The sequence below is a fragment of the Bacillus sp. FSL R7-0166 genome, from assembly GCF_038008935.1.
Classification (GTDB): Bacteria; Bacillota; Bacilli; order Bacillales; family Bacillaceae; genus Bacillus; species Bacillus altitudinis.
This window is the reverse complement of record NZ_JBBPAC010000001.1, coordinates 1,088,029-1,114,038: the sequence shown is the minus strand read 5'-3', so window position 1 is coordinate 1,114,038 and position 26,010 is coordinate 1,088,029. Positions and strand designations below refer to the sequence as shown.

Annotated in this window: 27 protein-coding genes and 1 riboswitch; of the genes, 6 read left to right on the top strand and 21 right to left on the bottom strand. The window is 41.2% G+C overall.

What is annotated here, in order from left to right; translation table 11 throughout:
• Window positions 1-11: 11 nt before the first annotated feature.
• The 3 genes from NST01_RS05625 to NST01_RS05615 form a co-directional block, all read right to left on the bottom strand.
• Entirely contained in the window at window positions 12-977 is a 966-nt protein-coding gene (locus NST01_RS05625; protein ID WP_017360174.1) for a BMP family ABC transporter substrate-binding protein, read from the bottom strand.
• 90 nt (window positions 978-1,067) lie between these two features.
• Complete coding sequence (locus NST01_RS05620; protein ID WP_039167361.1) at window positions 1,068-1,643, bottom strand: hypothetical protein; 576 nt, start codon at window positions 1,641-1,643, stop codon at window positions 1,068-1,070.
• Window positions 1,644-1,718: 75 nt separating this feature from the next.
• Window positions 1,719-2,459 carry a hypothetical protein gene (locus NST01_RS05615; RefSeq protein WP_007499048.1) on the bottom strand — a complete coding sequence of 247 codons (741 nt, stop codon included), beginning with the start codon at window positions 2,457-2,459 and terminating at the stop codon, window positions 1,719-1,721.
• 212 nt (window positions 2,460-2,671) lie between these two features.
• Here NST01_RS05615 and NST01_RS05610 point away from each other — a divergent pair, with 212 nt between their 5' ends.
• Window positions 2,672-2,866: a YjzD family protein gene (locus NST01_RS05610; protein ID WP_008348514.1), complete on the top strand. Its 195-nt coding sequence runs from the start codon at window positions 2,672-2,674 to the stop codon at window positions 2,864-2,866.
• A 119-nt stretch (window positions 2,867-2,985) separates the two neighbouring features.
• On the opposite strand, the gene NST01_RS05605 is transcribed toward NST01_RS05610, so the two are convergent.
• From NST01_RS05605 to NST01_RS05545, 13 genes are all read right to left on the bottom strand, one after another.
• Window positions 2,986-4,251, bottom strand: coding sequence for an MFS transporter (locus NST01_RS05605; protein ID WP_007499050.1), 1,266 nt, complete (start codon window positions 4,249-4,251; stop codon window positions 2,986-2,988).
• 169 nt (window positions 4,252-4,420) lie between these two features.
• Window positions 4,421-4,600 carry a YjzC family protein gene (locus NST01_RS05600; RefSeq protein ID WP_008348517.1) on the bottom strand — a complete coding sequence of 60 codons (180 nt, stop codon included), beginning with the start codon at window positions 4,598-4,600 and terminating at the stop codon, window positions 4,421-4,423.
• Window positions 4,601-4,703: 103 nt separating this feature from the next.
• Window positions 4,704-5,654, bottom strand: coding sequence for an ornithine carbamoyltransferase (argF, locus tag NST01_RS05595; protein ID WP_017360177.1), 951 nt, complete (start codon window positions 5,652-5,654; stop codon window positions 4,704-4,706).
• Window positions 5,651-8,731: a carbamoyl phosphate synthase large subunit gene (locus NST01_RS05590; protein ID WP_046527345.1), complete on the bottom strand. Its 3,081-nt coding sequence runs from the start codon at window positions 8,729-8,731 to the stop codon at window positions 5,651-5,653. Before NST01_RS05590 ends, argF begins: the two co-directional genes overlap by 4 nt.
• Window positions 8,724-9,785 (bottom strand): carbamoyl phosphate synthase small subunit, encoded by a 1,062-nt coding sequence (locus NST01_RS05585; RefSeq protein ID WP_046527344.1) that lies wholly within the window; start codon window positions 9,783-9,785, stop codon window positions 8,724-8,726. Before NST01_RS05585 ends, NST01_RS05590 begins: the two co-directional genes overlap by 8 nt.
• A gap of 69 nt (window positions 9,786-9,854) precedes the next feature.
• The gene (locus tag NST01_RS05580) at window positions 9,855-11,006 is read right to left on the bottom strand and encodes an acetylornithine transaminase (protein ID WP_046527343.1); all 1,152 of its coding nucleotides are present in this window, start codon (window positions 11,004-11,006) and stop codon (window positions 9,855-9,857) included.
• A complete protein-coding gene (gene argB, locus NST01_RS05575) occupies window positions 11,003-11,779 on the bottom strand; it encodes an acetylglutamate kinase (RefSeq protein ID WP_017360181.1) in 777 nt (258 codons plus the stop codon). The genes NST01_RS05580 and argB overlap by 4 nt, the downstream gene beginning before the upstream one ends.
• A 14-nt stretch (window positions 11,780-11,793) precedes the next feature.
• Entirely contained in the window at window positions 11,794-13,014 is a 1,221-nt protein-coding gene (argJ, locus tag NST01_RS05570; protein WP_039167371.1) for a bifunctional ornithine acetyltransferase/N-acetylglutamate synthase, read from the bottom strand.
• Window positions 13,015-13,034: 20 nt separating this feature from the next.
• Window positions 13,035-14,072: an N-acetyl-gamma-glutamyl-phosphate reductase gene (argC, locus tag NST01_RS05565; RefSeq protein WP_046527342.1), complete on the bottom strand. Its 1,038-nt coding sequence runs from the start codon at window positions 14,070-14,072 to the stop codon at window positions 13,035-13,037.
• 138 nt (window positions 14,073-14,210) lie between these two features.
• Window positions 14,211-14,759: an MFS transporter gene (locus tag NST01_RS05560; protein WP_048001695.1), complete on the bottom strand. Its 549-nt coding sequence runs from the start codon at window positions 14,757-14,759 to the stop codon at window positions 14,211-14,213.
• Window positions 14,756-16,201 (bottom strand): FAD-binding oxidoreductase, encoded by a 1,446-nt coding sequence (locus NST01_RS05555; RefSeq protein WP_108611362.1) that lies wholly within the window; start codon window positions 16,199-16,201, stop codon window positions 14,756-14,758. The genes NST01_RS05560 and NST01_RS05555 overlap by 4 nt, the downstream gene beginning before the upstream one ends.
• 116 nt (window positions 16,202-16,317) lie before the next feature.
• Complete coding sequence (locus NST01_RS05550) at window positions 16,318-16,626, bottom strand: metal-sulfur cluster assembly factor (RefSeq protein ID WP_003211530.1); 309 nt, start codon at window positions 16,624-16,626, stop codon at window positions 16,318-16,320.
• Window positions 16,627-16,672: 46 nt separating this feature from the next.
• On the bottom strand, window positions 16,673-17,458 hold the full coding sequence (locus NST01_RS05545) for an alpha/beta fold hydrolase (protein ID WP_048002552.1): 786 nt from the start codon (window positions 17,456-17,458) through the stop codon (window positions 16,673-16,675).
• A 137-nt stretch (window positions 17,459-17,595) separates the two neighbouring features.
• Between NST01_RS05545 and NST01_RS05540 the strand changes: the two genes are divergently transcribed.
• The 3 genes from NST01_RS05540 to NST01_RS05530 all read left to right on the top strand — a co-directional run bounded on the left by NST01_RS05540 (window position 17,596) and on the right by NST01_RS05530 (window position 18,837).
• Window positions 17,596-18,408: a Cof-type HAD-IIB family hydrolase gene (locus NST01_RS05540; protein ID WP_008348537.1), complete on the top strand. Its 813-nt coding sequence runs from the start codon at window positions 17,596-17,598 to the stop codon at window positions 18,406-18,408.
• A gap of 88 nt (window positions 18,409-18,496) precedes the next feature.
• A complete protein-coding gene (locus NST01_RS05535; RefSeq protein ID WP_008348539.1) occupies window positions 18,497-18,649 on the top strand; it encodes a hypothetical protein in 153 nt (50 codons plus the stop codon).
• Window positions 18,646-18,837: a DUF3813 domain-containing protein gene (locus NST01_RS05530; RefSeq protein WP_008348541.1), complete on the top strand. Its 192-nt coding sequence runs from the start codon at window positions 18,646-18,648 to the stop codon at window positions 18,835-18,837. Before NST01_RS05535 ends, NST01_RS05530 begins: the two co-directional genes overlap by 4 nt.
• 40 nt (window positions 18,838-18,877) lie before the next feature.
• On the opposite strand, the gene NST01_RS05525 is transcribed toward NST01_RS05530, so the two are convergent.
• Together NST01_RS05525 and NST01_RS05520 are read right to left on the bottom strand one after the other, a co-directional pair.
• Entirely contained in the window at window positions 18,878-19,333 is a 456-nt protein-coding gene (locus NST01_RS05525) for a BsuPI-related putative proteinase inhibitor (protein ID WP_076821895.1), read from the bottom strand.
• Between the two features lie 14 nt (window positions 19,334-19,347).
• Entirely contained in the window at window positions 19,348-20,190 is an 843-nt protein-coding gene (locus NST01_RS05520) for a YitT family protein (protein ID WP_007499067.1), read from the bottom strand.
• A gap of 141 nt (window positions 20,191-20,331) precedes the next feature.
• On the opposite strand from NST01_RS05520, the gene NST01_RS05515 reads away from it, so the two are divergent.
• A complete protein-coding gene (locus NST01_RS05515; protein WP_008348544.1) occupies window positions 20,332-21,189 on the top strand; it encodes a DegV family protein in 858 nt (285 codons plus the stop codon).
• 41 nt (window positions 21,190-21,230) lie between these two features.
• Here the strand turns inward: NST01_RS05515 and NST01_RS05510 are convergent, their stop codons facing one another.
• From NST01_RS05510 to NST01_RS05500, 3 genes are all read right to left on the bottom strand, one after another.
• A complete protein-coding gene (locus NST01_RS05510) occupies window positions 21,231-22,880 on the bottom strand; it encodes a methyl-accepting chemotaxis protein (RefSeq protein ID WP_249476639.1) in 1,650 nt (549 codons plus the stop codon).
• A complete protein-coding gene (locus tag NST01_RS05505; protein WP_341041633.1) occupies window positions 22,877-23,854 on the bottom strand; it encodes a BMP family lipoprotein in 978 nt (325 codons plus the stop codon). The genes NST01_RS05510 and NST01_RS05505 overlap by 4 nt, the downstream gene beginning before the upstream one ends.
• 353 nt (window positions 23,855-24,207) lie before the next feature.
• Entirely contained in the window at window positions 24,208-25,056 is an 849-nt protein-coding gene (locus tag NST01_RS05500) for a CvfB family protein (RefSeq protein ID WP_017366998.1), read from the bottom strand.
• Window positions 25,057-25,282: 226 nt separating this feature from the next.
• Between NST01_RS05500 and NST01_RS05495 the strand changes: the two genes are divergently transcribed.
• A complete protein-coding gene (locus NST01_RS05495) occupies window positions 25,283-25,774 on the top strand; it encodes a YajQ family cyclic di-GMP-binding protein (protein WP_341041632.1) in 492 nt (163 codons plus the stop codon).
• 81 nt (window positions 25,775-25,855) lie between these two features.
• A riboswitch (SAM riboswitch) is annotated at window positions 25,856-25,974 on the top strand.
• Window positions 25,975-26,010: the final 36 nt, after the last annotated feature.

Sequence of the window (26,010 nt, the reverse complement as noted above, 5' to 3'; positions counted from 1 at the left end):
GTTCAACGTCCTCACTTTTCATTTGGCAATTTGCCTGTTTTTTTGTAATTCGCAATATCCTTCTCAATGTCTTTCACAAAAGCGCGGTCTATGGTTGAGCTAAATTTCCCCATTTCGATCACTCCTTCTTTAAAGTCAAAGGAGTACTCACCTTGTTCGTTTAGCTTGCCTTCATTAAACTTCTTCGCAATGATACTGTACGCTTTATCGACATGCTGTACAGTGCTAGTTAACACCGTATGGCTTCCAAGGTTGGATTGATCAGTGACATATCCGATCGCAGATAGATTGTCGGTTTTGATTTGTTCAATGACAGGGATATTATAACCATCACCTGCTGGATACACAACATCTACACCTTGTTTTTTCAATTTTTGATAGAGGTTCACCGCTTTGTCAGCATCATCCCAGTTTTCGACAAATTCCGCTAGGACTTGCACATGTTCATCCTGATATTTTGCACCTTTGATAAAACCGTCTACTTCACTTTGCCAATCATATGTAGCCAGAATACCAATCTTTTTTGTTTTGGACATATGTGCTGCTGTCATGCCTCCGAAAAAGCCCATTGCTTCTCCTTTAAACGTGACGTTTGTGACATTATCAGCTTGAGGCTTGCCTCCATTGACCGTGATAAATTGTGTTTTCGGATAATCTTCACTGATCAAGTTGAAAATTTCGCTGTATTCATTGCCATGGCCAATAATCAAATTGACTCCTTTTTTATGAAATTCTTCAATGGCATCAACGATTTTCTCCTTGTCGACCATCCCTTCCTTATAATAAACATCTACACCAAATGTTGATTGGATATTTAATAAGCCTTTATAACCTTTCGTTCCCCAAACTTGATCATTAATCGTATCGGGGACGAGTAAACCCACCTTCTCAATATGTCCTTTTAACGGCGCCTGCGAGCAGGCAGATAGCATAAGAAGAAGGAACGAAAAGATCATGACAAGCCGCTGGTACTTCATGCCATGTTCAACTCCCTTTGCAACACGCAGGCATGAACCTGTATGTTAAATATAGGTTTATTTTATACTGAAAAAAGATAAGATGGAAGATCATTCTTGCTTTTTGTCGAAAAATGTTGAGTTTTGTCTTTTCCATTCTGCTATGATTTCTTCTGCTTGTTTGTCACCTGTTTGTCTTTCTACCTTTAATTGATGGATCATTTCCTGCCTTTGATCAGTGCGTGCCCACTTTAAAAGCTCCTTTGCGACATCTTCTACAAAAAATGCGTGATCATCCTTTATTCGTCTCTCTTCATGGAGTGTCCACGGACCAAACATGCGTGGAAGGATAACAGCCGAAACGCTTTGTTCATGCGAATGGCTTTCGGGTTCTTCGTAAAACAAGCGGTATATGCCATGCTTCGCTTCGAGGTCTGTCTCTCTGTTCATTGAATCATCTGATTGAAAAAAGATCAGGTCATATGCCTCTTTCCTATCTTGACCATCAATAACGCGGACAAGATCATTGCGGCCAAGCCACATCATCCGCTCTTCTAATAACATTTTTTGCTCCTCTGACTGCTCCTTAGGATATGTGATATCCACTTGTATGCCCTCTTTCATCATATATTCACAAAGTGTCAGGCCAAAAAATTCATCTGCACCTATGATCAGTCCTGTTTCCATGTTCATGTCCCCTTTTTTAGCATATCGAATAAAAAGAAGAGCCCTTTCCATGAAGGGCTGTTATCATCCTATTCATTACAATTCTCTTTCATGCGATTTATAAAACTTGTGAATGGACTGAAAGATTCTTCTTGGATGATCAAACATATGCAAGGTAAGGTCCATCTGACAATGGTCTGGATTCATCATATGTTGATCAATAAAAGGCTTTGCATGTAGTTCATAGGCATACGGTGCGCCGTTTAGTCTCTGCCATATATGAATCGGTACATGAGCTGAATGAACGGGGCAAGAAGGAAGTGGATACGTTTCTGCTTCCTTTGCAGAGCACCCATAGCTCTGTGCGAGTTCTTTCATGAACTGTTTGTAGAAGAATTTGTGTTCCTTTTCTCTTTCTCTTTGTGCTTGCAGGTGTAAACATGGATTCATCATGGCTATAGACCTTAGCACTTCTGGCATTTCTTCGGCAAGACTCATGGCGACAAGTGCACCCATTCCCTCTGCCAGCACATGAATTTCCCGGTTTAATATTTCTTGTTTTAATGTGTGATGAACAAGCTGTTTCGCACTAAAAACAGCATCTTCACATCCCCAGTGATTCCCATGAAGATGACTATTAAACAATGTATATCCTTCATCCTTTAAAGCAGTTAAAAGCTGGTTTCTTCCGTAATGCTGAAGCCAGAATGATGTATTTTCCTGCACAAAGTGATTTCGGTCACCGAGGATTAGAATGCCAAAGCCATTTGGTTTTTGAGGAAGGTGAATGACGTTCCACTGGGAACCAAGCTGGAAAAAACGTTCGCTTACACCCATATGGCCAGCCTCCTTTCAGTGATTCTGCTTTCTATGATATGAACAACAACTCTTGTAGGAATAAGGAAATCCCCTAAAGACAGAAGAATTCTTTTTATTTTTATAGTAGAAGGTCTCAAAATGGTCACATAAAGGCGGAAAACAGTCTTTTCTCTGAACTCGTATCTATGGTATGATAGTCAATAGATTGTTACATAAAGGACGGTGGAATAATGCATTACATTATCACCCTCATTTGGACTTTTCTGCTGACACATATGGCTGGTTACATCGTTGCATCTATGAATGGAGCTGCTTATGATTTTACGTTAACTTCCATTCTTGCCATAGTGTTTACGGTTATTTTATTCATCTTTGCTGAAGTAAGTCCAATGAAAGAAACAGAAAGTTCAACAGAACATTCTTAATATTGCTGGAAAAGAGCTAATGATTTGAGATTAGCTCTTTTTCTTTTTTTCAGAATGATGACCAGAAGTTGAGAGCGCACGCTAAAACCCCCTGCCGTTAATTACAGGGGGTTTTTGAGTTACACCTCAACCGTTTCGGACTTCTGTTTGTCTGCTGACAAATGGCTTTTCGCAAGCCCTGTGAACAGGAAGATCGCGATGCCCGATAAAATTTCAAGCACACCGCCCCCCGCAATGACAGGTCCTGCTCCAAAGCGTTCTGCCAGGACGCCCGATATGACGGCTGCAAGCGGGAGAAAGACATTTGATGACGCATTGATCACGGCATATACTTGCGGCTGATCTTCTTGGTCAACAGACGTTTGAATAATGACCATCTCTGGAACATTGATCGCACTGACGGCTGCACCAAAAATAAAGGAAGCTAGAAGAACGACTGGAAGCCATGTACTCATTCCAGTGATAAAGAATGCAGCTCCTTCAATCATGCCTGCGACAATAAAGAACAAGCCAAACCTTTTGATTTTCACCTTCGCCAGTGCAAAGCCCATCATAAACGCACCGACTGCGGCGACACCTCTTAAAATGGAATACACCATTGAATCACTTTGCAGCGCTTCTGCTACATATACAGCGGATAATGCCTGCCACGGAGCTGCAGCGACATTCATTAAAATACAATAAAGGGTCAGTGCAAATAAAATATGATGATTTTTAACGACTAGAAAGCCTCTTTTTAAGTTATACAGATATGTATTCTTTGCTTGTTTAATGTCTGCTGCTTTTTCTGCATCTGACTTTTGGAGTTTAACGCCAATAATGAACAAGCCCGATATGATAAATAAAGCAGTGGTGATCAGGAGCGTATCTGCAGGTCCAATTAATTTGACCAAAAGACCAGCGACCATCACCGCAGCAAGTGCGACAATTTCAAAAGATGATTGCAGGATCGCATTTGCTTTTTGAATGAGATGCTTTGGAACAATCTGCGGAAGGATAGCCACAGAAGCCGGGTTATAGGCTGCACCTGTTGCCGATTGAATAACCATTAATGAGATCAATAACCATAGAGGCAATATGTGCGAAAAATGCAGTAGTGGAATAATGAGTACAATGGTTGCTCGAATGACATCTGAAGCAAACATCCATTTAGATAAATGATGTCTTTTCATAAGAGGTCCTAGTATTGGGGCCAACAATGATGAAGGAAGAACTGTCACTGCTAGAAGAAGTCCGGTACCGAGCGCTCCATCCCCTCTTAAAATCAATAACCAAAGAACGGATGTAAAAGCAAAACTTTCTCCTGTATTTTTTATGAGTCTTGATATGAACAATGAGGTGAAGCGTTTATTCCAAACACTTTCACTGAGATTCATCTTTTCCATCACACAAATCCTTTCAACCTTATACTATCCTTACATATTTTACCTTAATCTTTCTTTTTTTCATACTATTTATTTGAAAATTGGAACTTAATTGTTTTTTATTATAAAGAAAAAAGAGGCATGACACATGCCTCTAAAGACTTATTCATATGGACTCTTAGTCAATTGCTTACGGCTTTCTTTGGTAAGTCCAAACACGGTTATGGTTCGAGTTATCCGGAAAGACGTCTCCTGCTTTAAGCTTTATCTTTAAAGGATCTTTCACCATACTACCGGTCTCACCGATTTCGATATAAACACCATTATTAGGTGCCTTATTACCAGATTTAAACTGATGCTGTTGACCCATTTCCATCCTCCTTTCTCGATTGATGTTATTATGTCCCGTCCATTGTCTCTCCAATCCAACATGTAAAAAGTCCCTGCTCAGTCGAGACAGGGACACTTGTGATTTATTTAGGTTGTTGATACATGAGCTCTTTGATTAACGCTTTTTGCACATGCAAGCGATTTTCTGCTTGCTGGAATACTTTAGAGTGTGGTCCATCAATGATATCAGCCGTCACTTCTTCTCCTCGGTGTGCCGGCAGACAATGAAGGAAGATATAATCTGCTGCTGCATGTTGCATGAGTTCCTCATTGACTTGATATTCTTTAAATTCAGCTAGACGTTTCTCTGTTTCAGCTTCCTGTCCCATGCTTGTAAATACGTCTGAATAAATGACATCTGCATCCTGAACAGCAGCTACTGGATCTGTTGTGACGATGACTTCTGCGCCTGATTGTTTTGCAAACGCCTGGGCAGTCTCTGTCACTTCTTGAAGAGGTTCATAGCCTTTTGGTGATGCAACGGCAATGTCACAGCCTAACTGCGCGCAACCAACCATTAAGGAATGAGCCACATTATTCCCATCACCGATGTACGCCACTTTCACACCTTTTAGTGTGCCTTTTGCTTCTTTAATCGTCAGTAAATCAGCCAGTGCCTGACATGGATGAGAGTAGTCCGTTAGTCCGTTGATCACTGGAATAGAGGCGTATTTTGCAAGTTCTTCTACCTTCTCATGTTCAAAGGTTCGAATCATAATGCCATCTACATACCCAGACAGCACCTGCGCTGTATCACCAATCGTTTCTCCTCTGCCAATTTGCAGATCATTTGAGCTGAGGAAGAGCGCATGTCCGCCTAGCTGCGTCATGCCCGCTTCAAACGAGACACGGGTTCTAGTTGAAGATTTTTCAAAGATCATCGCTAATGTTTTTCCTTTGAATAAATCTTGATATGGATGTTGTTTCATTTCTTCTGCTTTTTCAATTAAGTACGCAATGTCATTGATCGAAAAGTCTTTTAACGATAAAAAGTCTTTTCCGTATAATGCCGGTTGCACGTCGACTTGGCTCATGCCGTCACTTCCTTTTTATATAATTCGTGGAGAGATACTGGTGATACATCTCCATCTTTTCCTTGCAGGAACGCTTGCGCTGTTTCATATTCGGTTAGAACTTGAACACCATGTGTGAGTGCTTTTACACGCTGTTCTTTTGCCTCTTCATCATCACCTAAATGAATGTGAAGCGATTTATCGTCTTGTTTCAGCCACGATTCAAAGCTGCCAGTCCAGACGTCAAAGCCTGCTCGTTTTGCTTCATCTACGAATAATTCACTGCCTTGTATAAAGAGGCTTCCTTTCTGTTTCCAGATCGGTGCAAACACTTTTTTCAAGGCGCTTTCGACGTTCTTTCCTACACACATTCCTTCACCCGTCGCTTTCATTTCAGGTGTGAGCTTTAAATCAATATCTTGAATGGCATGTGAGGAGAAGACTGGGAATTTAACAGCTGTGCCCCCCTTATTCTTCGTTGCCGGTTTCAATTCTTCAAGCGTTGCACCAGCTAACAGCTGAGTCGCCATTGGGATCATGTCAACACCCATGACTTTACTTACAACTGGAACAGTCCGGCTTGCCCGAGGATTCACCTCTAATACGAGCGCCTGGTTCCCTTTTATCACAAATTGAATATTCATAATGCCTTTAAAAGCTAATTTCTTTGCGATTTGTTCAGAAGCGTTATACACCTGCTCTTTGATGTCTTCACTAATAGAGACACTTGGCAAGATGGCAAAGCTGTCACCTGAGTGTACGCCCGCTTTTTCAATATGCTCAACGATTGTTGGAATGAATGTCGTCTTTCCGTCTGAAATGAGATCCACTTCCACTTCTTTTCCAGCGACGTACTCATCAATTAAGATCGGATAAGGTAAATGATCTGGCTGATCAAGTATTGCTACCAATTGAGCTTCTGTATGGACAACGATCATGCCCATTCCCCCAATGACATATGATGGACGAATAAGAACAGGGTACCCGATGCTTGCAGCATGCTCCAGTGCTTCTTCTTTTGAATGTGCTGTATCTCCTTTTGCATGAGGAAGATTCAGTTCATCAAGAAGCTGATAGAATAAATCGCGATCTTCTAATGCATCTAGTGTGTCAAAGGACGTGCCTAACAAGGTAACGCCGGCTTTTTCTAAACCTTCCGCCACATTGATTGCTGTCTGCCCGCCAAATTGAACGATGACAAAATCAATTTGCTCCGCTTCAACTACGTTTAAAATATGTTCTAACGTGATCGGCTCAAAGTATAAACGATCTGCAATCTCATAATCGGTACTAACCGTTTCTGGATTATTGTTCATCATGATGGTTTCAAATCCAAGCTTTTGTAAAGTAAGAACGCCATGAACGGCACTATAATCAAACTCGACCCCTTGCCCAATTCGAATCGGACCAGAGCCAATGATGAGTGCACGCTCCTTTGTTTTCTCTTGATGCTCTCCATCACTTTTGCCAAAGTACGTAGAATAGAAGTAATTCGTTTTTGCATCGAATTCAGCCGCACATGTATCGACAATTTTAAATGAAGCGGCAATGCCATACTCTTGGCGAAGCTGTCTGATATCTTGTTCACTGCGATCCGTCAGAGAAGCGATTGTTTCATCAAGGAAGCCTTTTTCTTTCACCTTTCTTAAGGTGTCTTTGGATAGCGTCCCCTGATGGTTCTTCAATTCTTGTTCGAGTGTGATCATATTCTTGAAAACATGTAAGAAAAACAGATCAATCTTCGTCGTTTCATGAATCGTTTCAACGGTTTCTTGTCTGGAAAGCAGCTCCATGACAGCGAAGAAACGGCGATCGTCCGGTGTTTTGATTAATTCAAATAACTGTTCAGTCGAATGTTCTTTCAGTTCAGGCAAGTGGAAGCCCTTTGTTTTGATTTCAAGTGATGCGACGGCTTTTTGAATGGCAGATTCTAAATTACGGTCAATCGCCATGACTTCACCAGTCGCCTTCATTTTTGTGCCTAATTTCCGGTCTGCTTGTTTAAATTTATCGAACGGCCAGCGCGGAAATTTCACCACGACATAATCGAGTGCCGGCTCAAAGCTAGCATACGTTGTTCCTGTAAGCGGATTTTTCAATTCATCTAGTGTATAACCGACCGCAAGTTTTGCCGCCATTTTGGCAATCGGATAGCCTGTTGCTTTCGATGCAAGAGCAGAAGACCGGCTGACCCGAGGGTTGACCTCAATGACAAAATATTCTTTGCTGAGTGGATCGAGAGCGAATTGGATATTACAGCCGCCAACGACATCAAGCGCTGAAATGATTTTTAAGCTTGCTGAGCGGAGCATTTGATAATCCTGATCCGTTAATGTCTGTGACGGTGCAACGACAATCGAGTCACCTGTATGCACACCAACTGGATCGATATTTTCCATGTTACATACAGTGATACACGTATTTTGACGATCTCTCATGACCTCATACTCGACTTCTTTAAAGCCAGCAATGCTTTTTTCAACTAAGCACTGATGAATCGGACTCGCTAGAAGAGCACCTTCAATCAGCGGTTTAAAAGCCTCTTCAGTTAAAGCGATGCCTCCCCCTTTACCACCAAGTGTGTAGGCTGGTCGAAGAATGACGGGAAAGCCCACTTCTTTTGCAAATTGAAGGGCGTCTTTCGCATTATCTACAATTTCACTTTCTGGTACAGGTTCATTCAAATGCTTCATGAGAGCACGGAATTTCTCACGATCTTCACCGTTTTCAATTGTTTCAACTGACGTTCCGAGCAGTTTTACCCCATGCTTTTTCAGCACACCGGCTTTTTCCAGCTCGACAGCAAGGTTTAAAGCCGTCTGTCCGCCAAGATTGGCTAAAAGACCATCTGGTTTCTCTTTTTCAATGATTCTTGTCACTGAATCAACTGAAAGCGGTTCAAAATAAATTTCATCAGCAAATGACTCGTCTGTCATAATAGTTGCTGGGTTGTTATTCACTAAGATGACGTTGTAGCCTTCTTCTTTTAAGGCCATACAACCTTGTGTTCCTGAGTAATCAAATTCTGCTGCCTGACCAATGATGATTGGACCAGACCCGATGACTAGAATGGTTTGTATGCTTTGATCTTTAGGCATGTGCGACTTCTCTCCTTGCTTGTTTCACTTTCTCAATAAAATCATCGAATACCCATTCACTTTCTGCAGGGCCTGGGTGTGCTTCTGGATGAAATTGAACGGACATAATCAGCTTCTCTTTATGAATGAATCCTTCAACAGATCCGTCATTCACGTGGAGGAATTTGACGTCCACTTCTTTGTCATTCATGCTTTTTTCATTGACCACATAGCTATGATTTTGGCTTGTCATAAAGACACGTTTTGATTCTGTATCTTGTACAGGATGATTCGCCCCGCGGTGGCCAAAAGGAAGCTTATACGTATCCCCGCCAAGCGCAAGAGCAATTAATTGATGACCTAAGCAAATGCCTAGTGTCGGGAAGGTCATCATGATGTCATGAATGGTTTTTAAATATGGCTTCATTGTTTTTGGATCTCCAGGTCCATTTGACAAAAGGATCGCATCTGGCTTGATATCAAATACCTTTTCCATTTGTTTGTACGGAATCACTGTGACTTTACAGCCGCGCGCTTCGAGTGAGTCCGCAATTGATTTTTTAAAGCCAAAATCAATGAGCGCTACATGATCCTCGCCGCTGCCTTGTGTGTATACTTCATCCTCTGTGACCTGCTCAACCACATTGTCTTGCTTCATTGCAGGTGGCGTTTCATTTTCGTCTAAACTAAGCACTGCATTCATCGTTCCATTTGCTCGAATGTTCTGCACGACTGCACGAGTATCTATATGTGTAAGAAGCGGAATGTTCCACTTCTGTAAATAATCTTTTAAGCTTACGGCTGCAAGGTGATGAGAAAAATGCTCAGCTGCCTCATAGACAACGACCGCTTTTACTTGTGGTTTTTTGCTCTCAAAGTCTTCATGATTGATGCCGTAATTTCCGATGAGCGGATATGTGAAGACAATGATTTGTCCTTTATAAGAAGGATCTGTGAGTACCTCTTGATAACCTGTCATCCCTGTAAAAAAGACCACTTCACCCGTCATGCCAGCTTCTCCTGTCAGATCTCCTTCAAAAGAGGCTCCATCTTCTAAATTTAAATAACCTTTCATGCTTGTGTCACCCCATATTGAATAATTAATAATATAAATGCATGTTTATGCGTTCTGGTGTAAAAAAATTTAGACCGTTACTGCTTCATTTGCTAACACTTGAATGACCGCTTCTATTGCTTGATCCAATTCAACTTTTTTGACATTCAGCGGAGGTAATAAACGAATGACATTCGGACCAGCTGGAAGCACCAGCAAACCTTGCGCTCGAAGGGCTGTGATGTAATCACCTACTGGCTGATAACACTCAATTCCCGCCATTAATCCTTTGCCCCGTACTTCTTTCACGATGTTCAGCTGTTTGACTTCTTGCAGTCTCTTTAAGAGGTACGCACCCTTTTCTTTCACTTCTGAAAGAAAGTCTTCTTTGAATATTACATCAAGGGTTGCGTTCACAGCTGACATAGCGAGCATGTTGCCACCAAATGTTGTGCCATGAGAGCCTGGAGAAAAGGCATCCCCTAAAGCTTTTTTCCCTATCACTGCACCGACTGGAAATCCATTTCCTAAACCTTTTGCGGCTGAAATAATATCAGGATCAAGTCCCGATTGCTCATAGGCAAATGCTGTCCCTGTTCGCCCAATACCCGTTTGGATTTCATCTACAATCAGCAGTGCTTGATGTTTTTTGCAAAACGCTTGAACGGCTTCAAGAAATTCAGCTGTAGCTGGATTCACTCCACCTTCACCTTGCACCACTTCCAGCATGACGGCTGCGACATCATCGATTTCACACGCTGTGATCGCTTCAGGGTCATTAAACGGTACATAATGAAAGCCTTCCAGCATCGGTCCAAAACCAGTTTTGATTTTATCTTGACCTGTGGCAGCCATACCAGCATACGTGCGCCCATGGAAAGAGTGCAAAAACGTCACAATATTTGTTTTCCCTGTTGCTTTTCGGGCCAATTTGATAGCCCCTTCATTCGCTTCAGCCCCGCTGTTGCAGAAAAATACGAGATCTCCTGAACTGTTTGCTGCCAGCTTTTCCGCTGCTTTTTCTTGCAGTCCATTTTCAAATAGATTTGATACGTGCCAGACCTCGTCAAGCTGCTTCTTGATGGCTTGATTGACCTTTGGATGATTGTGACCTAAATTCGTGACCGCAATGCCTTGTATAAAGTCTAAATATTTTTTCCCAGTTGTATCAACTGCCCAAGAACCTTCTGCCTCTTTAATTTCAACATTCCACCGTCCGTACGTTTGAAAGAGATGACTCACAGGACCGCCTCCTTTTGTTTTACAATTCGAGTTCCTTTAAAGGTATCTCCTGTAAAAATACTGCCTTTTCCATTCACAATCATGACTTCATCCACATCTCCTGATAAAGCACTGAGCGCAGATTGCACTTTTGGAATCATTCCCCCGGAAATAATGCCTTCATCGATGAGCTTGAGAGCTTCTTGTTCGGTGACAACGTCTAACAGCTCACCATTTTTTAAAATTCCTTCCACATCTGTGACAAACATGAGCTTATCAGCTTTCATAGCTCCTGCGACTGCTGATGCTGCAAGATCAGCATTTACATTTAACGTTTGGCATTCTTCGGTCATAGATAGCGGCGCAATGACGGGAATGAATTGTTTCTCCATTAGTGCTTCTGCCATCTCTGGATTGACTTCTTTGATTTCGCCAACGTACCCATATACATCTTGATCGAGAAAATCGGCGACAAGCATCTGTCCATCTTTACCAGATACACCGACAGATGATATATCATGCTTTGCCAGTTCTGAAACAAAGTATTTATTCACCGTTCCTGAAAGGACCATTTCGGCTACCTCTAACACCGGCTTTGTTGTTTTGCGCTGTCCATCTACAAATTCCGTTTTCACTTCTAATTTTTGCAGCATGCTCGTGATTTCAGGACCTCCGCCATGTACGATAGCCAGTTTAAATCCAGCAGCTTGAAGTGAGCGGACATTTTCATAAAAGGTATCGGAAAGTTCTCGAATGACACTGCCTCCACACTTGAACACGATCGTTTTATCCATGTCTATCTCCTTCATTATGTGCGATAGCTCGCGTTAATTTTCACATAATCATAGGTAAGGTCACAGCCCCATGCTGCCGCTTCACCATTTCCTTCATTCATTTGAATGAAAATCGTAATCTCATCCTGCTCTAGATACGCTTTTGCTTCCTCTTCTGAGAAAGACTGAGGTTCGTTATGTTTAAACAGACACTGCCCGCCTAAGTAAACTTCCACCTCTTCTGGCGTGACAGAAGCTGCGCTATGACCGATTGCTCCGATAATCCGTCCCCAGTTGGCGTCCGTACCGTATACGGCTGTTTTCACAAGACTTGAACCTACGATTTTTTTTGCAATAATTCCCGCTTCTAAGTTGTTTTTAGCACCAACAACTTTCGCTTCGATTAATTTAGTTGCGCCTTCTCCGTCTCTTGCAATCTCTTTTGCTAGATCTTCGCAGGCTAGTTTTAATCCTTCTTTAAACAATGGCCATTCTGGATGTTCTTCATTCAGTGCCTGGTTTTCTGCCATTCCATTTGCCATCACAAGCACCATATCGTTAGTTGATGTTTCTCCATCGACGGTAATTTGATTAAACGTCACATCTGTGATGTCACGAAGAGCATTTTGCAAAGCTTCTTGTTCGACATTTGCATCGGTTGTGACAAACCCGAGCATTGTGGCCATGTTCGGATGAATCATACCAGAGCCCTTTGCTGCACCAGAAATGAGAATCTCTTTCCCGTCTATCGTCAAGGAGTATGTCGTATTTTTAATGACTGTATCTGTTGTTAAAATCGCTTCTTCAAAGTGGCCATTTCCTGCTTTTGCTTCTTTTAGCTGAGCGATGCCTGTTTTGATTTTATCCATATCCAGACACTCTCCAATGACACCAGTAGAAGAAACGGCAATGTAATCAGGCTCTGTGCCTAACATGTCTGCACAGGCTGCCTGCATGTCGTATGCATCTTTTAATCCCTGCTCACCTGTGCATGCGTTGGCGATCGCACTATTGACAATGACACCTTTTAGTTTGCCCGTCTTTTTTAAGCTTTTTTGTGTCACTTGTAAAGGAGCAGCTTGAAAGTGACTTTGAGTGTATACCGCTGCACTCGCTGCTGGTACTTCACTGATGATCAAGCCAAGGTCTTTTTTTGAATAGCGTAATCCTATATGAATCCCCTTTGCTTCAAAACCTTTTGGTGATGATACGTCCCCGTCAATTTTGACAATACTTTTTTCATTCAATTCGATCATGTTTGTTGTCTCCCCTGTTCTTATGGATAGAGAGGTGTCATTGTGAGGCCCGCCTCTTCATGTAAGCCTTTGATGATGTTGAAGTTTTGAACCGCTTGGCCGGCTGCACCTTTCATGAGATTATCTATGACAGATACAATCGTCAGTCTCCCTGTTCGCTCATCTAAATGAAAGCCAATATCACAGAAGTTACTGCCGTATACTTCTTTTGTTTGCGGATATATCCCGTGATCTCTCACTCTTACAAAATAGGAATCTTCATAAAAGTCCTTCATCCGTTTCATTAATTCTTCTTTTGTGACATCTGCTTTCAATTGTGTATACATCGTCGCCATAATCCCTCTTGTCATCGGGACAAGGTGTGTTGAAAATGTGATGTTCGCCGTTTGCGGGTTCCATTCTCTAAGTACTTGTTCTATTTCAGGTGTGTGCTGATGTTCATTCACCTTATAAATTTTAAAGTTATCGTTCAGCTCTGAAAAATGTGTGCCAAGTGAGGCTGATCGTCCTGCACCGGACACCCCGGTTTTTGCATCTATTATGATCATAGATTCATCGATTAAATTCTGTTTCATCAGCGGTGCTAATCCTAGAAGAACTGCAGTAGGAAAGCAGCCTGGGTTTGCAATGACTTCCGCTTGCTTAATGGTTTCACGATTCAATTCAGATAATCCGTATACAGCTTGTTGAACCGATGCTTCATCCGCTGCCCTTCGTTTATACCACGCTTCATAAACGGTCCCATCTTGAATGCGCAAGTCACCTGATAAATCAATAATTGGCACCCCTTGATTCATGAGCTTCGGTGTGAGTTCACTTGATACGCCTGCTGGTGTCGCTAAAAACACAGCATCTGTTTCTTGCACAATGGCAGCCGGATCAATGGCTTTTAATGTTTGGTCAGTAATCGTTGTCAGATGCGGATAAGATTGACTGTATAATTGCCCATCACCACTTGATGAATACAATATACATTCCTCCACATGTGGATGCTGCTTAAAGATACGAACTAATTCCGCACCACCGTACCCTGTAGCACCTATAATACCTATTTTCAACGTCAATACACCCTCTTGATCTTTGTGAAATTATTTAACATTATAACATGTATAAAAATTAATTCAATTGTATATTTAATATTTGTTTTCATTTTTTTTCATAAAAAAATCCACATATCTTCGTGAGACATGCGGATTTTATCTATTGTTCTTCATATTGAGGACCAGAAGCGCACTGCATAAATATAATAGGGAACTTGCATAAAAAATCAAATGAATGGTGAAGAAATCAGCAAACAGGCCGCCAAGCATAATGGCGATAGATGAAAAAAGCGCTGTCCAAAAATGATAGTGCCCAACTTCTTTCATTCGCTTCTTCTCATTTGTGAGTTCGGTGACGAGCAGTTTCTCTCCGTGCTTCTGAACACCACCTAGCACACCTAAGGCAATCTGAATCATATAAACTTGCTCTACTTCTGTGATATGTGGAAAAAGGAGAAGAAGAAACGCCATACCAAACGAATGAATGATTAAAAAGAGACGCCTGTCGGTCGTTTCAGGAAGTTTTCCTAATAATAAATGAATGAACGCACCGCTCAAACCAAACAGACCATAAGCAAGACCAAATTGAGAATAGCTCGACCCAACATTTTTAATAAAAAGAATATAAAAAGGGAAAATGAGACTACTGGCGAAAAACAGTAGACTTTGTGAATAGACAAACCATTTCATTGCTTTAGCATTCATTGTGTATTGTACCTTTCATAAAAGTAGTTGATAAATCTGCCATCTGGATCTGCTTGCTTTTTCTTTTGAAAGAATAGATCGGTTTTTGGATACGCTTGTTTCATTTGTGCTTTCGTTTGATAAGGCATGTATGGTAAGTAATAGCTTCCATGGTGCCGTAAGGTGATATCTGTCATTTGCCGGATGACCCGCTCTGCTTCTGCCTTCTCTTCTTTCTCAAAACCATAATTCACTAACAAAACAAGTGCAAACATATCTTCTTTCGCATATGAGAGATCCGCTTTTTCATTTTTTTGTACGTAACGGATCGTGATGTTCATTAAATTCAATTCTTCCTGTTGTAAAAAGCTTCTCATGTCATCGATATACGCACGAAAACGATCAACTGGAACAAAGTATTCTTGAAGCACATCGGTATCTGACTCATTTTCATATTCTAAAAAAGCAGAATCAGACCGCATCACGTTATTTCTTGTGATCAGCTGGTCATTTTGACTTTGAAAATACTTCTTTTGCAAGTTCCATAGCAAATCTTTCCCCATATCAAATCTTCTCGAAAGGCCGAGCATAAATTTTAAAGGGATGACGAGCTGATCTTCTTTGAGCTCGCGGTATGGATCGATCTGTTGATCAGAAGTAAGTGAATAATTCGTCACATACATCTCTTTCAAAAAATTTGTTTTCGCTGTAGAGATTCTTGCGAGATGCATGCGCACTTCTTTATTGTTCTTTACATGCTTTTGAAAATAATCAGTGTATTCATCGTAGTGTAGAGAGGTTGTCTCCGTTTTATATAATTCATCCTTTGTTAAGGAAAGCTCAACATCTAAAATGACACCGAATAAGCCGTATCCTCCAATCACGGCAGTAAATAAATCATCGCTAGGCTTTACTGTGATGATCTCTCCATCTGCTTTTAACAGTGTGAAAGAGCGCACAGTGTCAATAAGTGAGCCGTAGCGAATGTCACGTCCATGCGCATTTGCACTTAACGAGCCACCAATCGTAAAGATGTTTTGAGATTGCATCACCTTTACTGCAAGACCATATGGGTTCACATATGTTTGAATATCATCCCATGTGGCGCCGCTCTGGACCCGAATGGTCTTCTTTTTTTCATTAAATGATACGATTCGGCGAAATTTCGTCATGTCTAGTACAATGCCATTTTCATAATACGTGTGGCCGCCCATACTATGCTGCTTTCCGGCGATTGAAATGGGCAGATTCTTCTCTTTTGCTTCTTCTAATACTTCTTTTAAAGATTCTATTTCTTTTCCTTGCACGACTTTTTTTATTTTGACCGGCATAAGGTGACTCACATCTGTAAACGCCTCAAGTCCTTGTCTTTTGTGTGCTTGACCTTCACGTATAGAGACTGATGCAAAAAAGGCAGCACCATATCCCATCAAAAGAACGATCCATATCCACTTTCGTTTCATTATAGGTACTCCGTTCTATAAAATTACATCCATTATATCAAGCCATACTCCTCCTCTACCTTAATTTTTCATAAAAAAACCTGGCATGAGTTCAACTCATACCAGGTCGTATTTACTTATTGAATACCAAGCGCAATTTTTGCGTACCTTGACATTTTGTCACGTGTCCAAGGTGGATTCCATACGATGTGAACTTCTGTTTCTTTCACTTCAGGCAAGTCGCTCAATGCTTTTTTGACTTCATCGACGATAACTGGTGCAAGAGGACAGCCCATTGATGTTAAAGTCATTGTGATATCCGCTTTTCCATTCTCATCAAGATCGACATCATAGACAAGTCCAAGGTTGACGATGTCTACGTTTAACTCAGGGTCAATCACCTGTTCTAGGGCGCCTAAAATATTTTCTTTCAATGCTTCATCCATGATATCCACTCCTTTTTCAACTAGTATAACGTACTTTTCCTTTTGGCTAAACGTTTGTGCTTTTCAGGTGTGTCACAAACCAATCAATCGTTTCAAACATCGCTTGTCTTGAGACCTTATGGCCAGCCTGTCCATCTGTAATAAAACGAATCAGGTGCGGATCTTCTTTATATTGGGTTTCTGCTAACTCGTCATAAAGAGCTTTTGCATGTCTGTAAGGGACAACTGGATCGTTTTCTGCATGCCAGAATAACAGCGGTCTTTTGTTTAATCGATCTGTTTGCAGCGTTAAATCATAAGGACGCAGAGCGTCTAATTGCTGATTGACTTCTTCGTCCGTGATATCTTTCATCAACCCTTTGTGACGCATGTCCATGATTTGTGCTTGTAGGAATGTCGTATATTTCGGACTGCCCATCAAGCTGACTGCCGCTTTAATCCAATCATGTTTTGCGAGTGCACCAAAGGTCGTGATGCCTCCCATGGAAGTACCTGCAACGCCTATTAGGTCGGAATCAATCAATTGTTTTTCTTGAAAATGTGTCTTAAGTATATCGATTTCACGGATTTCGTTCAGGACGATTTCCCAAAACTTTGATGCCAGTTCCTCTAAGCTGAGGTTTTCTGATCTTACACCATGATAAGCACAGTCAGGCAAAATGACTCTCATGCCTTTTTCTGCCAAATGAAAGGCGAAGTGTAAGTTGTGCTCGCGTGCACTCGTAAATCCATGTATAAAAAATACAAGTGGCAGTGGTTTGTCTTTATTTTCAGCTTTTACGATATGTAAAAATGGAATATCGTGCGTCATTTGCTCATCAATGGTGATCACAGCCTATGAATCCTCCTTTATCATTCCCGTCTTTGTTTATTTTAACATGTAGACAACGAAGATGTGATAAAGATACACTATAGATGGAGGCACCCGCACCAGCTGCCTCCTATTACTTACAGATCAAAGGAGATTTTATGGAGACTAAACCTTATCTAATCGCACTTGACCTGGATGGCACGTTATTAAAAGACGATAAAACGATTTCAGCACACACACTTGATGTCATTCAAAAAGTGAAAGACAGCGGGCATCATGTCTGTATTTCAACTGGCCGGCCATTTCGTTCCAGCTCTCCTTATTATCAGCAATTGCAGCTCGATTCACCGATTGTGAACTTTAATGGAGCGTTTGTCCATCATCCTCTTGATGAAAAATGGGGCAGATTTCACACATCACTTGATCTTCAAGTCGTGAAACAGCTTGTGGATATTAGTGAGGAATATAAAGTACACAATGTGTTAGCTGAAGTGCTAGACGATTTGTATTTCCATTATCATGATGAAAAGCTTATTGATATTTTTAATATGAATGCAAACAAAGTGACCGTTGGAGACCTTCGGAACAATCTTGGAGAGAATGTCACAAGCGTCTTAATTCACGCAAAAGAAGAAGACGTCGGAGCGATTCGGAGCTATTTGACAGATGTTCATGCAGAAGTGATTGACCACAGACGCTGGGCTGCTCCGTGGCACGTCATTGAAATTATTAAAACAGGTATGAACAAAGCCGTTGGACTGCAAAAGATCAGTGATTATTACGGTGTGCCTCAGGAGCGGATTGTGGCATTCGGAGATGAAGACAATGATTTAGAGATGCTTGAATTTGCTGGATGCGGGGTTGCCATGGGCAACGGAATTGATGCAGTGAAACGCGTCTCTAATGAAGTGACAGATACGAACGAACAAGATGGGATTGCAAAATTCCTAACGAATTACTTCTCGCTTTAATTTTTCCATTCATACATAGCAGGTCGAAGCGGGCATACTACCGTTAGACAGGTTGTCCTGTCAGCTTGTGTAAAGGGGCGGATTCCGAATGGGTAAAAGAAGCAAATCGAAACGCTTTATACAACAAGGTAAAGATTCAGTCAGTCTGCATGACGCACGTTTTCCGTATCGTTCCACACTTGAAGAAGCTGCGGAGGACAGGGGAAATATGAAGACTGATGCTTCTGGAGGTTCATTGTGAGAAACGAACTTTTTGATCAAGCCAAATCATTTACTGAAGAAGCCCTTACTTCTTCATTTCCATCTGGTTTAGAGCGTCAACAAGCAGTTCAGCGAGCTAAAAACGCCGTATCGTCTGCATTTGCTAATTCGACAGATGCAGAAAGAAACCAGCTGCATACGTTCCAAGACCTGCTTGATGATCTTTAACGAAAAAAGCTGTCCGCTTTGTGGACAGCTTTTCTTATGCTTATTTCACTTGGAACGTTTTCTTCTCAGTGATTTGCTTTAGCCCTTCTGCTTTTCCTTTAAATGTGACGACCGCTTCATACGTTCCCGGCTCCACACCGTTTGACCACGTATCTTGGAAGTCATATGTTTCATCTGCTTTCAGCACAAAGGATTGGATGGCTTGTGTGAACATACGGTCTTTCGAGTAACGGTATTTTTCATTTCCGTCTTCATCGTACACACTCAATTCGAATTTTTGGCTTGTGTTAAACGTGAATTCAATATCTCGATCTGATTCATTTTTGAGTGACATATTAAATTGAACCGAAGAACCTTTTTGGACGGGGTCTACTGTGAGTACAACGGTTTTTTCTCCCATTTGACCGGATACCTCCTTGTCTGGTTCATCCTTTTTTTGTTGTCCACAAGCTGTTAAAACCAATAGAACGAGAAAAAGCACTAACCCTTTTTTCATCTTCTACCCACCTTTTAATCTCGTCTGAAAAATCCAAGAATATTGGTTGTTTGAACAATATTTGTAAAGGCTTTTGGATCGACTTCCTTTATAATTTGTTCAAGTTCATACAGCTCATACCTTGTAATGACAATGACCATCATTTCTTTTTGTTCATTGGTAAATGCCCCTTTGGCCGGAACAGTCGTAATCCCTCTGACCATTTTTCCATAAATGGCTTCTTTGATTTCATCTGCTTTCTTTGTCACAATCATGGCGGTCAGCTTTTCATGTCTCGTATGGATGGCATCAATTACCCTAGTCGTCACATATAATGTGACAAGGGTATATAAAGCTTTCTCCCAACCTTGTAACAATCCTGCTGTAAAAATGATAATTCCGTTTAAAATGAAGAAATACGTGCCAACTGGTTTGTCTTTCCATTTCGCTAAAATCATCGCAATAATGTCAAGGCCGCCTGTAGATGCCCCATATTTCAGTGTAATCCCAATGCCAAGTGCAGAAATGACTCCGCCAAATACAGCATTTAATAAAATATCTTCAGAAACACTTGTCTCTGGTAAAATGCCGAGGAAAATCGTTGTCAGTGCCACACTAATAATGCTATACAAAGTAAAGGAACGACCAACCTTCATCCAGCCTAAAATGCCGACCGGAATGTTTAAAATAAATAATAGGATCCCTGTTGATAAATAAAACGGTGCATATTGATCGATTAAACTAGATAACAGCTGGGCAACCCCTGTAAAACCACTTGCATATACGTCAGCAGGGATTAAAAATAAATTCAGTCCAATCGCATTGAGTAAGGCACCAATGACGACGACGATGAATTTTTTTGCTTCTCCAATGAACATGTTGTCATTCCTCCACTTACCATTCTCTCTATGGTTTTCCCTAAAATTTAGAATTTGAACACGAAAAAATGATTTTCTATGATATAGTTAGGCTAAAAAGATGTAAAATATGGTTGATTTTTTTAGAAAGAAGGGATTTTGATGACTGTTCATATCATAGCAGACAGTGCTGCTGATCTGCCTCTTTCTTATTATGATGAACAAAACATGACACTCATTCCGCTGCGTGTATTACTCGGCGAGCAGGAATTTGAGGATTTGATCACCATTGAACCAAAACAAGTATTTGATGCGATGAGACAAGGTGCAAGTCCAAAAACATCACAAGCTTCACCGAACCGGATCAAAGAAGCCTTTGTTTCTGCAGCACAAACCCATACATCCGCTATCTATGTTGCCTTTTCATCAGAGCTTTCAGGTACATACCAAACCGCTGTGATGATGGCAAACGAAGTGAAGGAAGAATACCCTGATTTCGATTTACGAATCATTGATTCTAAATGTGCTTCACTTGGTTATGGACTAGCTGTCAAACACGCTCAATCACTTGCCATTGACGGAAATACAATACAAGAAATTGAAACGTCTGTAAAGCATTTTTGTGAATCTTTACAACATATTTTTACTGTAGACGATTTATCGTATTTAGCAAGAGGCGGAAGAATCAGTAAAGCGTCCGCATTTGTTGGCGGATTGTTAAGTATTAAACCCATTTTACACGTTGAGGATGGAAAACTGATACCCCTTGAAAAAATTCGTGGCCGGAAAAAATTATTGAAACGCATAATCGAGCTGATGAAAGAACGCGGATCTGACTGGTCTAGTCAAACTGTTGGCATTAGTCATGGAGATGACCCTGCACTTGCAGAAGAAATGAGACAATTAATCGAAGCCGAATTTCATCCAAAAGAAATCGACATCCAGGTCATCGGCGCAGCTGTTGGGTCCCACTCAGGCCCTAGCACACTTGCCATCTTCTTTACAGGCAGCCCATCATAAAAAGCACCCTTCCCTGAAACATCACGGGAAGGGTGCTTTTCTTATGATAGCTTAAATCGGTGAACGGTTTCGTTTAACCTTGCCGTCATACTCATCAATTCTTCTACTTGTTTGTTCATTTGATGGAAAGATTGCAGTTGTTCGTTTGCCGAGGCAGAAATTTCTTCGCTGCCCGCTGCCGTTTCTTCTACAACGGCACTAATATTTTCAATCGAGTGCAGCACTTGTCCGCCAAGCTCTGTTGATTGAATAATTTGGTCATTTAAGACCGCCATTTCTTGCTTAATATGTTGTGCTTTTGTTTCTATATCTTCAAAGGAGTGTGAGGTTTTGTCCATTGCATCTTGCTGCTGAAGTGATAGCTTGACCCCTTCTTGTACAGTTTGGCTAATGGATTGAATGCCTTTTTCTATATGACTTACCATGTCAAAAATTTGTCTTGTTGCACGAGACGATTCATCTGCGAGCTTACGAATTTCGTCCGCTACGACGGCGAACCCTTTGCCAGCTTCTCCTGCCCTTGCCGCTTCAATCGCCGCATTGAGCGAGAGGAGGTTTGTCTGGTCCGCAATATCAGAAACCGTTTTGGCCATTGCGGAGATTCCGCTTGCGTACTGAGTGAATTCTCCTGCAGACTCTTCAATTTGTCTCGTCGCACGTGTATTTTTTTCAATGGCTGCTTTTGTTTCTGTTAACGTGTGCTTTCCGCTTTCCACCGCTTCAATGGCATCCTCTGTACTACGGATGACTGTATGTGATCTTTCGGAATTCTTACGGCCATGTGAATCCATTTTTTCAATCAAACTAACGCCATGCTGAAGGTCTTCTGAAATCGCTTGTGAACCATTCGCCATTTCGTCTGTCGATACAGACACTTGATTGGCCGATTCGATAAGCTTTTTGTTTTCATCATCTAGCTGAATCGAGAACGATTCCACTTGACTTGAGACATGACTGATTTCTTGAATCAAGCTAATCAGCTGATCCGTCATTTGATTGAACGACTCATTTAATCCGCCGATTTCATCTTTACGCTTGATGTTCATCCGCTCCACAGCGAGGTTTCCTTCGGCAATCTGTTTTGCCCGGTAAGAAAGGGATTTGATTGGTGTCACAATGGATCTCGTTAACCCAATATTTAAAAAGACGGCGATGACAATCAGCGTGAGGGCTGCGACAGATGCGCTGGTAATGATCCTTTGCACATTGTCTGCCGCCTCCTCTAAATGGTATTCATACGCTTCTTGTGCTCTTTTATTCATCGTATGCACGTCGTTTAAAACACCGTCAATTCTGGCAGCCACTCGTCTGGCATCAGAGGCATTTTTTTCACCAATGGCATTGTTTGCTTCTTGCGTCCATGTGTCAAACTTTGAATTTAACCGTGTTAGGGCTTCTTTGTTCATATTTCCTGCGTTTTTGTTTAACGTTTGCAGCTGTTTTTTCGCTGTCGATATATCGTTTTGAACGACCTCTAGCTGTTCATCTGAAAGGGTCATGGAATAATTGGTCATGGCTTGTTCGACACTTTCAAAGCTGGCCTTCGTTTTTTGTACATTCAGTAAGGTTTGAACTTCTGTTTCGCTTGATGACTGAATCTTTGTCATGCTCACAATAATAAAGGCAATTACGCCAACCGCTAAAAGAAGTGAAATGAGTGAGTTGAGCAAAATTTTGATGCGTAAGCTCATGATGCTGCCCCCTCTTCTTTCAGAAGTGTTTGCTTCAGTCCATTTAATTTTTTGGTCAATTTCTCAGCATCTTTGAGCACCCGGATTCTTGCCATATCGATTCCGTCATTACTTAAGTCATAAACGATATGTCCACTTTTGATTTTGCTGCTTTTGACGAGCTGTTCGCTGAATTGATAAACGACTTCATCTACGTTTTTGACCATAGACGAAATAACGGCTTTTTCAGCTGTATAATACTGATCGCTGTCCACGCCGATTGCATATTTGCCTTGCGTTTGCGCTTCTTTTAATACACCAACACCCGTATAACCGGCTGCAGCATATAAAACATCTGCTTTCTTTTTGATCATGTCTTTCGCTATTTTACTGCCTTTACCTGCATCACTAAATGTGCCAGCATACGTGGATACGACCTTGATTTTCGGATTCACTGATTTTGCGCCTTTTTGATAGCCTTGTTCAAATCGATGGATCACCTCTGCATCGACTCCGCCAACAAAACCAATGACATCACTTTTTGTTGTCATGGCAGCAAGAGCTCCCGCTAAATAGCTGCCCTGCTCTTCTTTAAAAGTCACTGATGTGACATTTTTCAGTTCAGACACAGCATCAATGAGTAAAAATTGCTTTTTCGGATATTTTTTCGCTACCTTTTCTAAGTCTTCTTGCATACTGAAACCTACACCGATGATCAGGTCATTTCCATCTTTCACAAGCTCGGTCAGCCCTTTTTCATATGTATCGGTTTCTGCAATTTCTCTATAATCGAATTCAATGCCAAGCTCATCACGTGCTTTTTCTAATCCTTTAAATGATGAATCGTTAAATGATTGATCACCAAGACCATCATCCGTCAGCATGACACCAATATGCTTCGTATTTGATACCGGTGGTCCTCCCTGCTGATTGCTGCATGAGGCGAGTACCATAATCATAGCTGCCATCAGAAGTAATGAAATCTTCACTTTCATCCAAAAACACACTCCTTTTATCATCCTTACCCCTTATTTATCGGATTTGAGAGTCATTGTTTCAATGATAAAGTGAAGGATTTTCAGCTTTTTTCATGACTTTTTTCACTGAAAAAAACCATTATTTATGACAAAAATAAAAAAAGTGAGCAAATGCTCACTTCAGATTGTTGACAAAGGGCTAAAATGAACTTGATTTTAGCCCTTTGTCTTCTTTTCAGCGTGATAGAAAACCTTTGCAGTCTAGGAAGTACGAGCACTGGCACGGAGCGAATTTGACATTCGTGAGTACCAGCGCGCAGGACTGACAAAGAATGCGAGGGTTTGTCTACACGCTGAAAGTGAGCAAATGCTCACTTTTTCTCGTATGTCCACCCTTCTTTTTGGTAAACAAGATCATTTTTCATCAGATGACCTAATGCTCGTTTGAAGGCTGCTTTACTCATTTGAAATCTTTCCCGGATATCTTCTGGATCACTTTTATCCCCGTAAGGCATTGCACCGTTTCTCGTTCTCATATAAGTTAAGATTTCTTCTGCATCGACTGATAACGCATCCTGCTTTCTCGGAAGCAGTGACACATTGACAGTTCCATCCTCTTTCACTGCAATCACGCGTCCAGTCACGGTCGATCCGAGTCTTGGTTCTTCTTTCCGCTCAGTACGATGGATAAATCCTCTAATCCCTGTATCAGTCAGCATAAAGGAACCTGTCGCAATTAAGCGATAAATTGTCCCCGTGATTTCTTTGTTCATTAACGTTTCTGGCGCTTCAGTAAATAATTCACTGATCACATCTTCAGTGGCTGGTTTTGCGAACATTCTCCCGTAACTTGTCACTTTGAGCATACAGTATAGTTTGTCGCCTTTTTTCGGCCACGCTTCCTCAAAAGGCGGGAGGTGTTCAGTTGCAACAAGTGCATCCTTTGACAAACCTATATCGACAAAAGCACCCATATCTTCTACAACGTCTACAACTTCTACCCAGTCGTATGTATGTGCATTGATTTTAGGAATTTTCATCGTCGCTGCCAGTCTTTCCTCATGATCTACATATAAGTAGACCTCTACTTCATCACGATCTCCAATATCCTCTGTCATCTCACTGCGATGTAGGAGGACAGAATCTTCGCCATCTGTTAAAAAGTAGCCGTATTCCATCTCGTTATCTATTTGCAAGGTCAGTTGCTCACCTGGTCTCATGTTCTCTTCCTTCCTATCTGCCCTTAAAAGAGCGTTCGTTCATCTTTTGATTCACTTTATTCTACTATACTTCTGTCATCATGAACATCTCTAGTTCTGTTAGCTAAAGTGGACAAACTGTACTTGAATTATACCGCATACATCTGAACTCTCTTCGATAAAGTTTCTTCTTCCCCTATGGGCATGATAAAATAGACGCAATATCTATAGTTGGAGGTCATATGTGATGGCAAAAGAAAGTTCATTTGATATTGTATCGAAGGTGGAGCTGCCAGAGGTGCAAAACGCCATTCAAGCAGCACTGAAAGAAATTAAAAACCGTTATGATTTTAAAGGAAGTAAAAGTGATATTTCACTAGAAAAAGAAGAACTCGTTCTCATTTCTGATGATGACTTCAAGCTGGAGCAGCTAAAGGATGTCCTTGTGACAAAACTGATTAAACGAAACGTACCGACTAAAAACATTGACTACGGAAAAACAGAACATGCCCTAGGTGGAACCGTTCGCCAGCGTGCAAAGCTGATTAGCGGGATTGATAAGGACAATGCCAAAAAGATCAATGCCTTGATCAAACAATCTGGTATAAAAGTAAAGTCGCAATTTCAAGATGACCAAGTGCGTGTGACAGGAAAAAATAAAGATGATTTACAAGAAGTGATGGCGCTTATGCGCAAGGCAGATTTACCGATTGCCGTCCAATTTATAAATTTTCGATAAATTTCAAATTTTCCATTGATTATTTCCGATTTTTTCGATACAGTTGATGGAAGTTCAATTCATTGACATGTTCATATCGCTTTCTTATCAAGAGAGGCAGAGGGACTGGCCCTGTGAAGCCTCAGCAACCGGTGTAGTAGAAATCTATTTTCTATGACCAAGGTGCTAAATCCAGCAAGCAACTGCTTGGAAGATAAGAAGAAGAATTTCCATACAGCCAAAAAGTCTTCTTCTTA

Coding starts and splice junctions, on each gene's coding strand:
- NST01_RS05625 (WP_017360174.1), bottom strand. CDS start 977: ATGAAGTACCAGCGGCTTGTCATGATCTTTTCGTTCCTTCTTCTTATG.
- NST01_RS05620 (WP_039167361.1), bottom strand. CDS start 1,643: ATGGAAACAGGACTGATCATAGGTGCAGATGAATTTTTTGGCCTGACA.
- NST01_RS05615 (WP_007499048.1), bottom strand. CDS start 2,459: ATGGGTGTAAGCGAACGTTTTTTCCAGCTTGGTTCCCAGTGGAACGTC.
- NST01_RS05610 (WP_008348514.1), top strand. CDS start 2,672: ATGCATTACATTATCACCCTCATTTGGACTTTTCTGCTGACACATATG.
- NST01_RS05605 (WP_007499050.1), bottom strand. CDS start 4,251: ATGGAAAAGATGAATCTCAGTGAAAGTGTTTGGAATAAACGCTTCACC.
- NST01_RS05600 (WP_008348517.1), bottom strand. CDS start 4,600: ATGGGTCAACAGCATCAGTTTAAATCTGGTAATAAGGCACCTAATAAT.
- argF (WP_017360177.1), bottom strand. CDS start 5,654: ATGAGCCAAGTCGACGTGCAACCGGCATTATACGGAAAAGACTTTTTA.
- NST01_RS05590 (WP_046527345.1), bottom strand. CDS start 8,731: ATGCCTAAAGATCAAAGCATACAAACCATTCTAGTCATCGGGTCTGGT.
- NST01_RS05585 (WP_046527344.1), bottom strand. CDS start 9,785: ATGAAAGGTTATTTAAATTTAGAAGATGGAGCCTCTTTTGAAGGAGAT.
- argB (WP_017360181.1), bottom strand. CDS start 11,779: ATGGATAAAACGATCGTGTTCAAGTGTGGAGGCAGTGTCATTCGAGAA.
- argJ (WP_039167371.1), bottom strand. CDS start 13,014: ATGATCGAATTGAATGAAAAAAGTATTGTCAAAATTGACGGGGACGTA.
- NST01_RS05560 (WP_048001695.1), bottom strand. CDS start 14,759: ATGAATGCTAAAGCAATGAAATGGTTTGTCTATTCACAAAGTCTACTG.
- NST01_RS05555 (WP_108611362.1), bottom strand. CDS start 16,201: ATGAAACGAAAGTGGATATGGATCGTTCTTTTGATGGGATATGGTGCT.
- NST01_RS05550 (WP_003211530.1), bottom strand. CDS start 16,626: ATGGATGAAGCATTGAAAGAAAATATTTTAGGCGCCCTAGAACAGGTG.
- NST01_RS05540 (WP_008348537.1), top strand. CDS start 17,596: ATGGAGACTAAACCTTATCTAATCGCACTTGACCTGGATGGCACGTTA.
- NST01_RS05535 (WP_008348539.1), top strand. CDS start 18,497: ATGGGTAAAAGAAGCAAATCGAAACGCTTTATACAACAAGGTAAAGAT.
- NST01_RS05525 (WP_076821895.1), bottom strand. CDS start 19,333: ATGAAAAAAGGGTTAGTGCTTTTTCTCGTTCTATTGGTTTTAACAGCT.
- NST01_RS05520 (WP_007499067.1), bottom strand. CDS start 20,190: ATGTTCATTGGAGAAGCAAAAAAATTCATCGTCGTCGTCATTGGTGCC.
- NST01_RS05515 (WP_008348544.1), top strand. CDS start 20,332: ATGACTGTTCATATCATAGCAGACAGTGCTGCTGATCTGCCTCTTTCT.
- NST01_RS05510 (WP_249476639.1), bottom strand. CDS start 22,880: ATGAGCTTACGCATCAAAATTTTGCTCAACTCACTCATTTCACTTCTT.
- NST01_RS05505 (WP_341041633.1), bottom strand. CDS start 23,854: ATGAAAGTGAAGATTTCATTACTTCTGATGGCAGCTATGATTATGGTA.
- NST01_RS05500 (WP_017366998.1), bottom strand. CDS start 25,056: ATGAGACCAGGTGAGCAACTGACCTTGCAAATAGATAACGAGATGGAA.
- NST01_RS05495 (WP_341041632.1), top strand. CDS start 25,283: ATGGCAAAAGAAAGTTCATTTGATATTGTATCGAAGGTGGAGCTGCCA.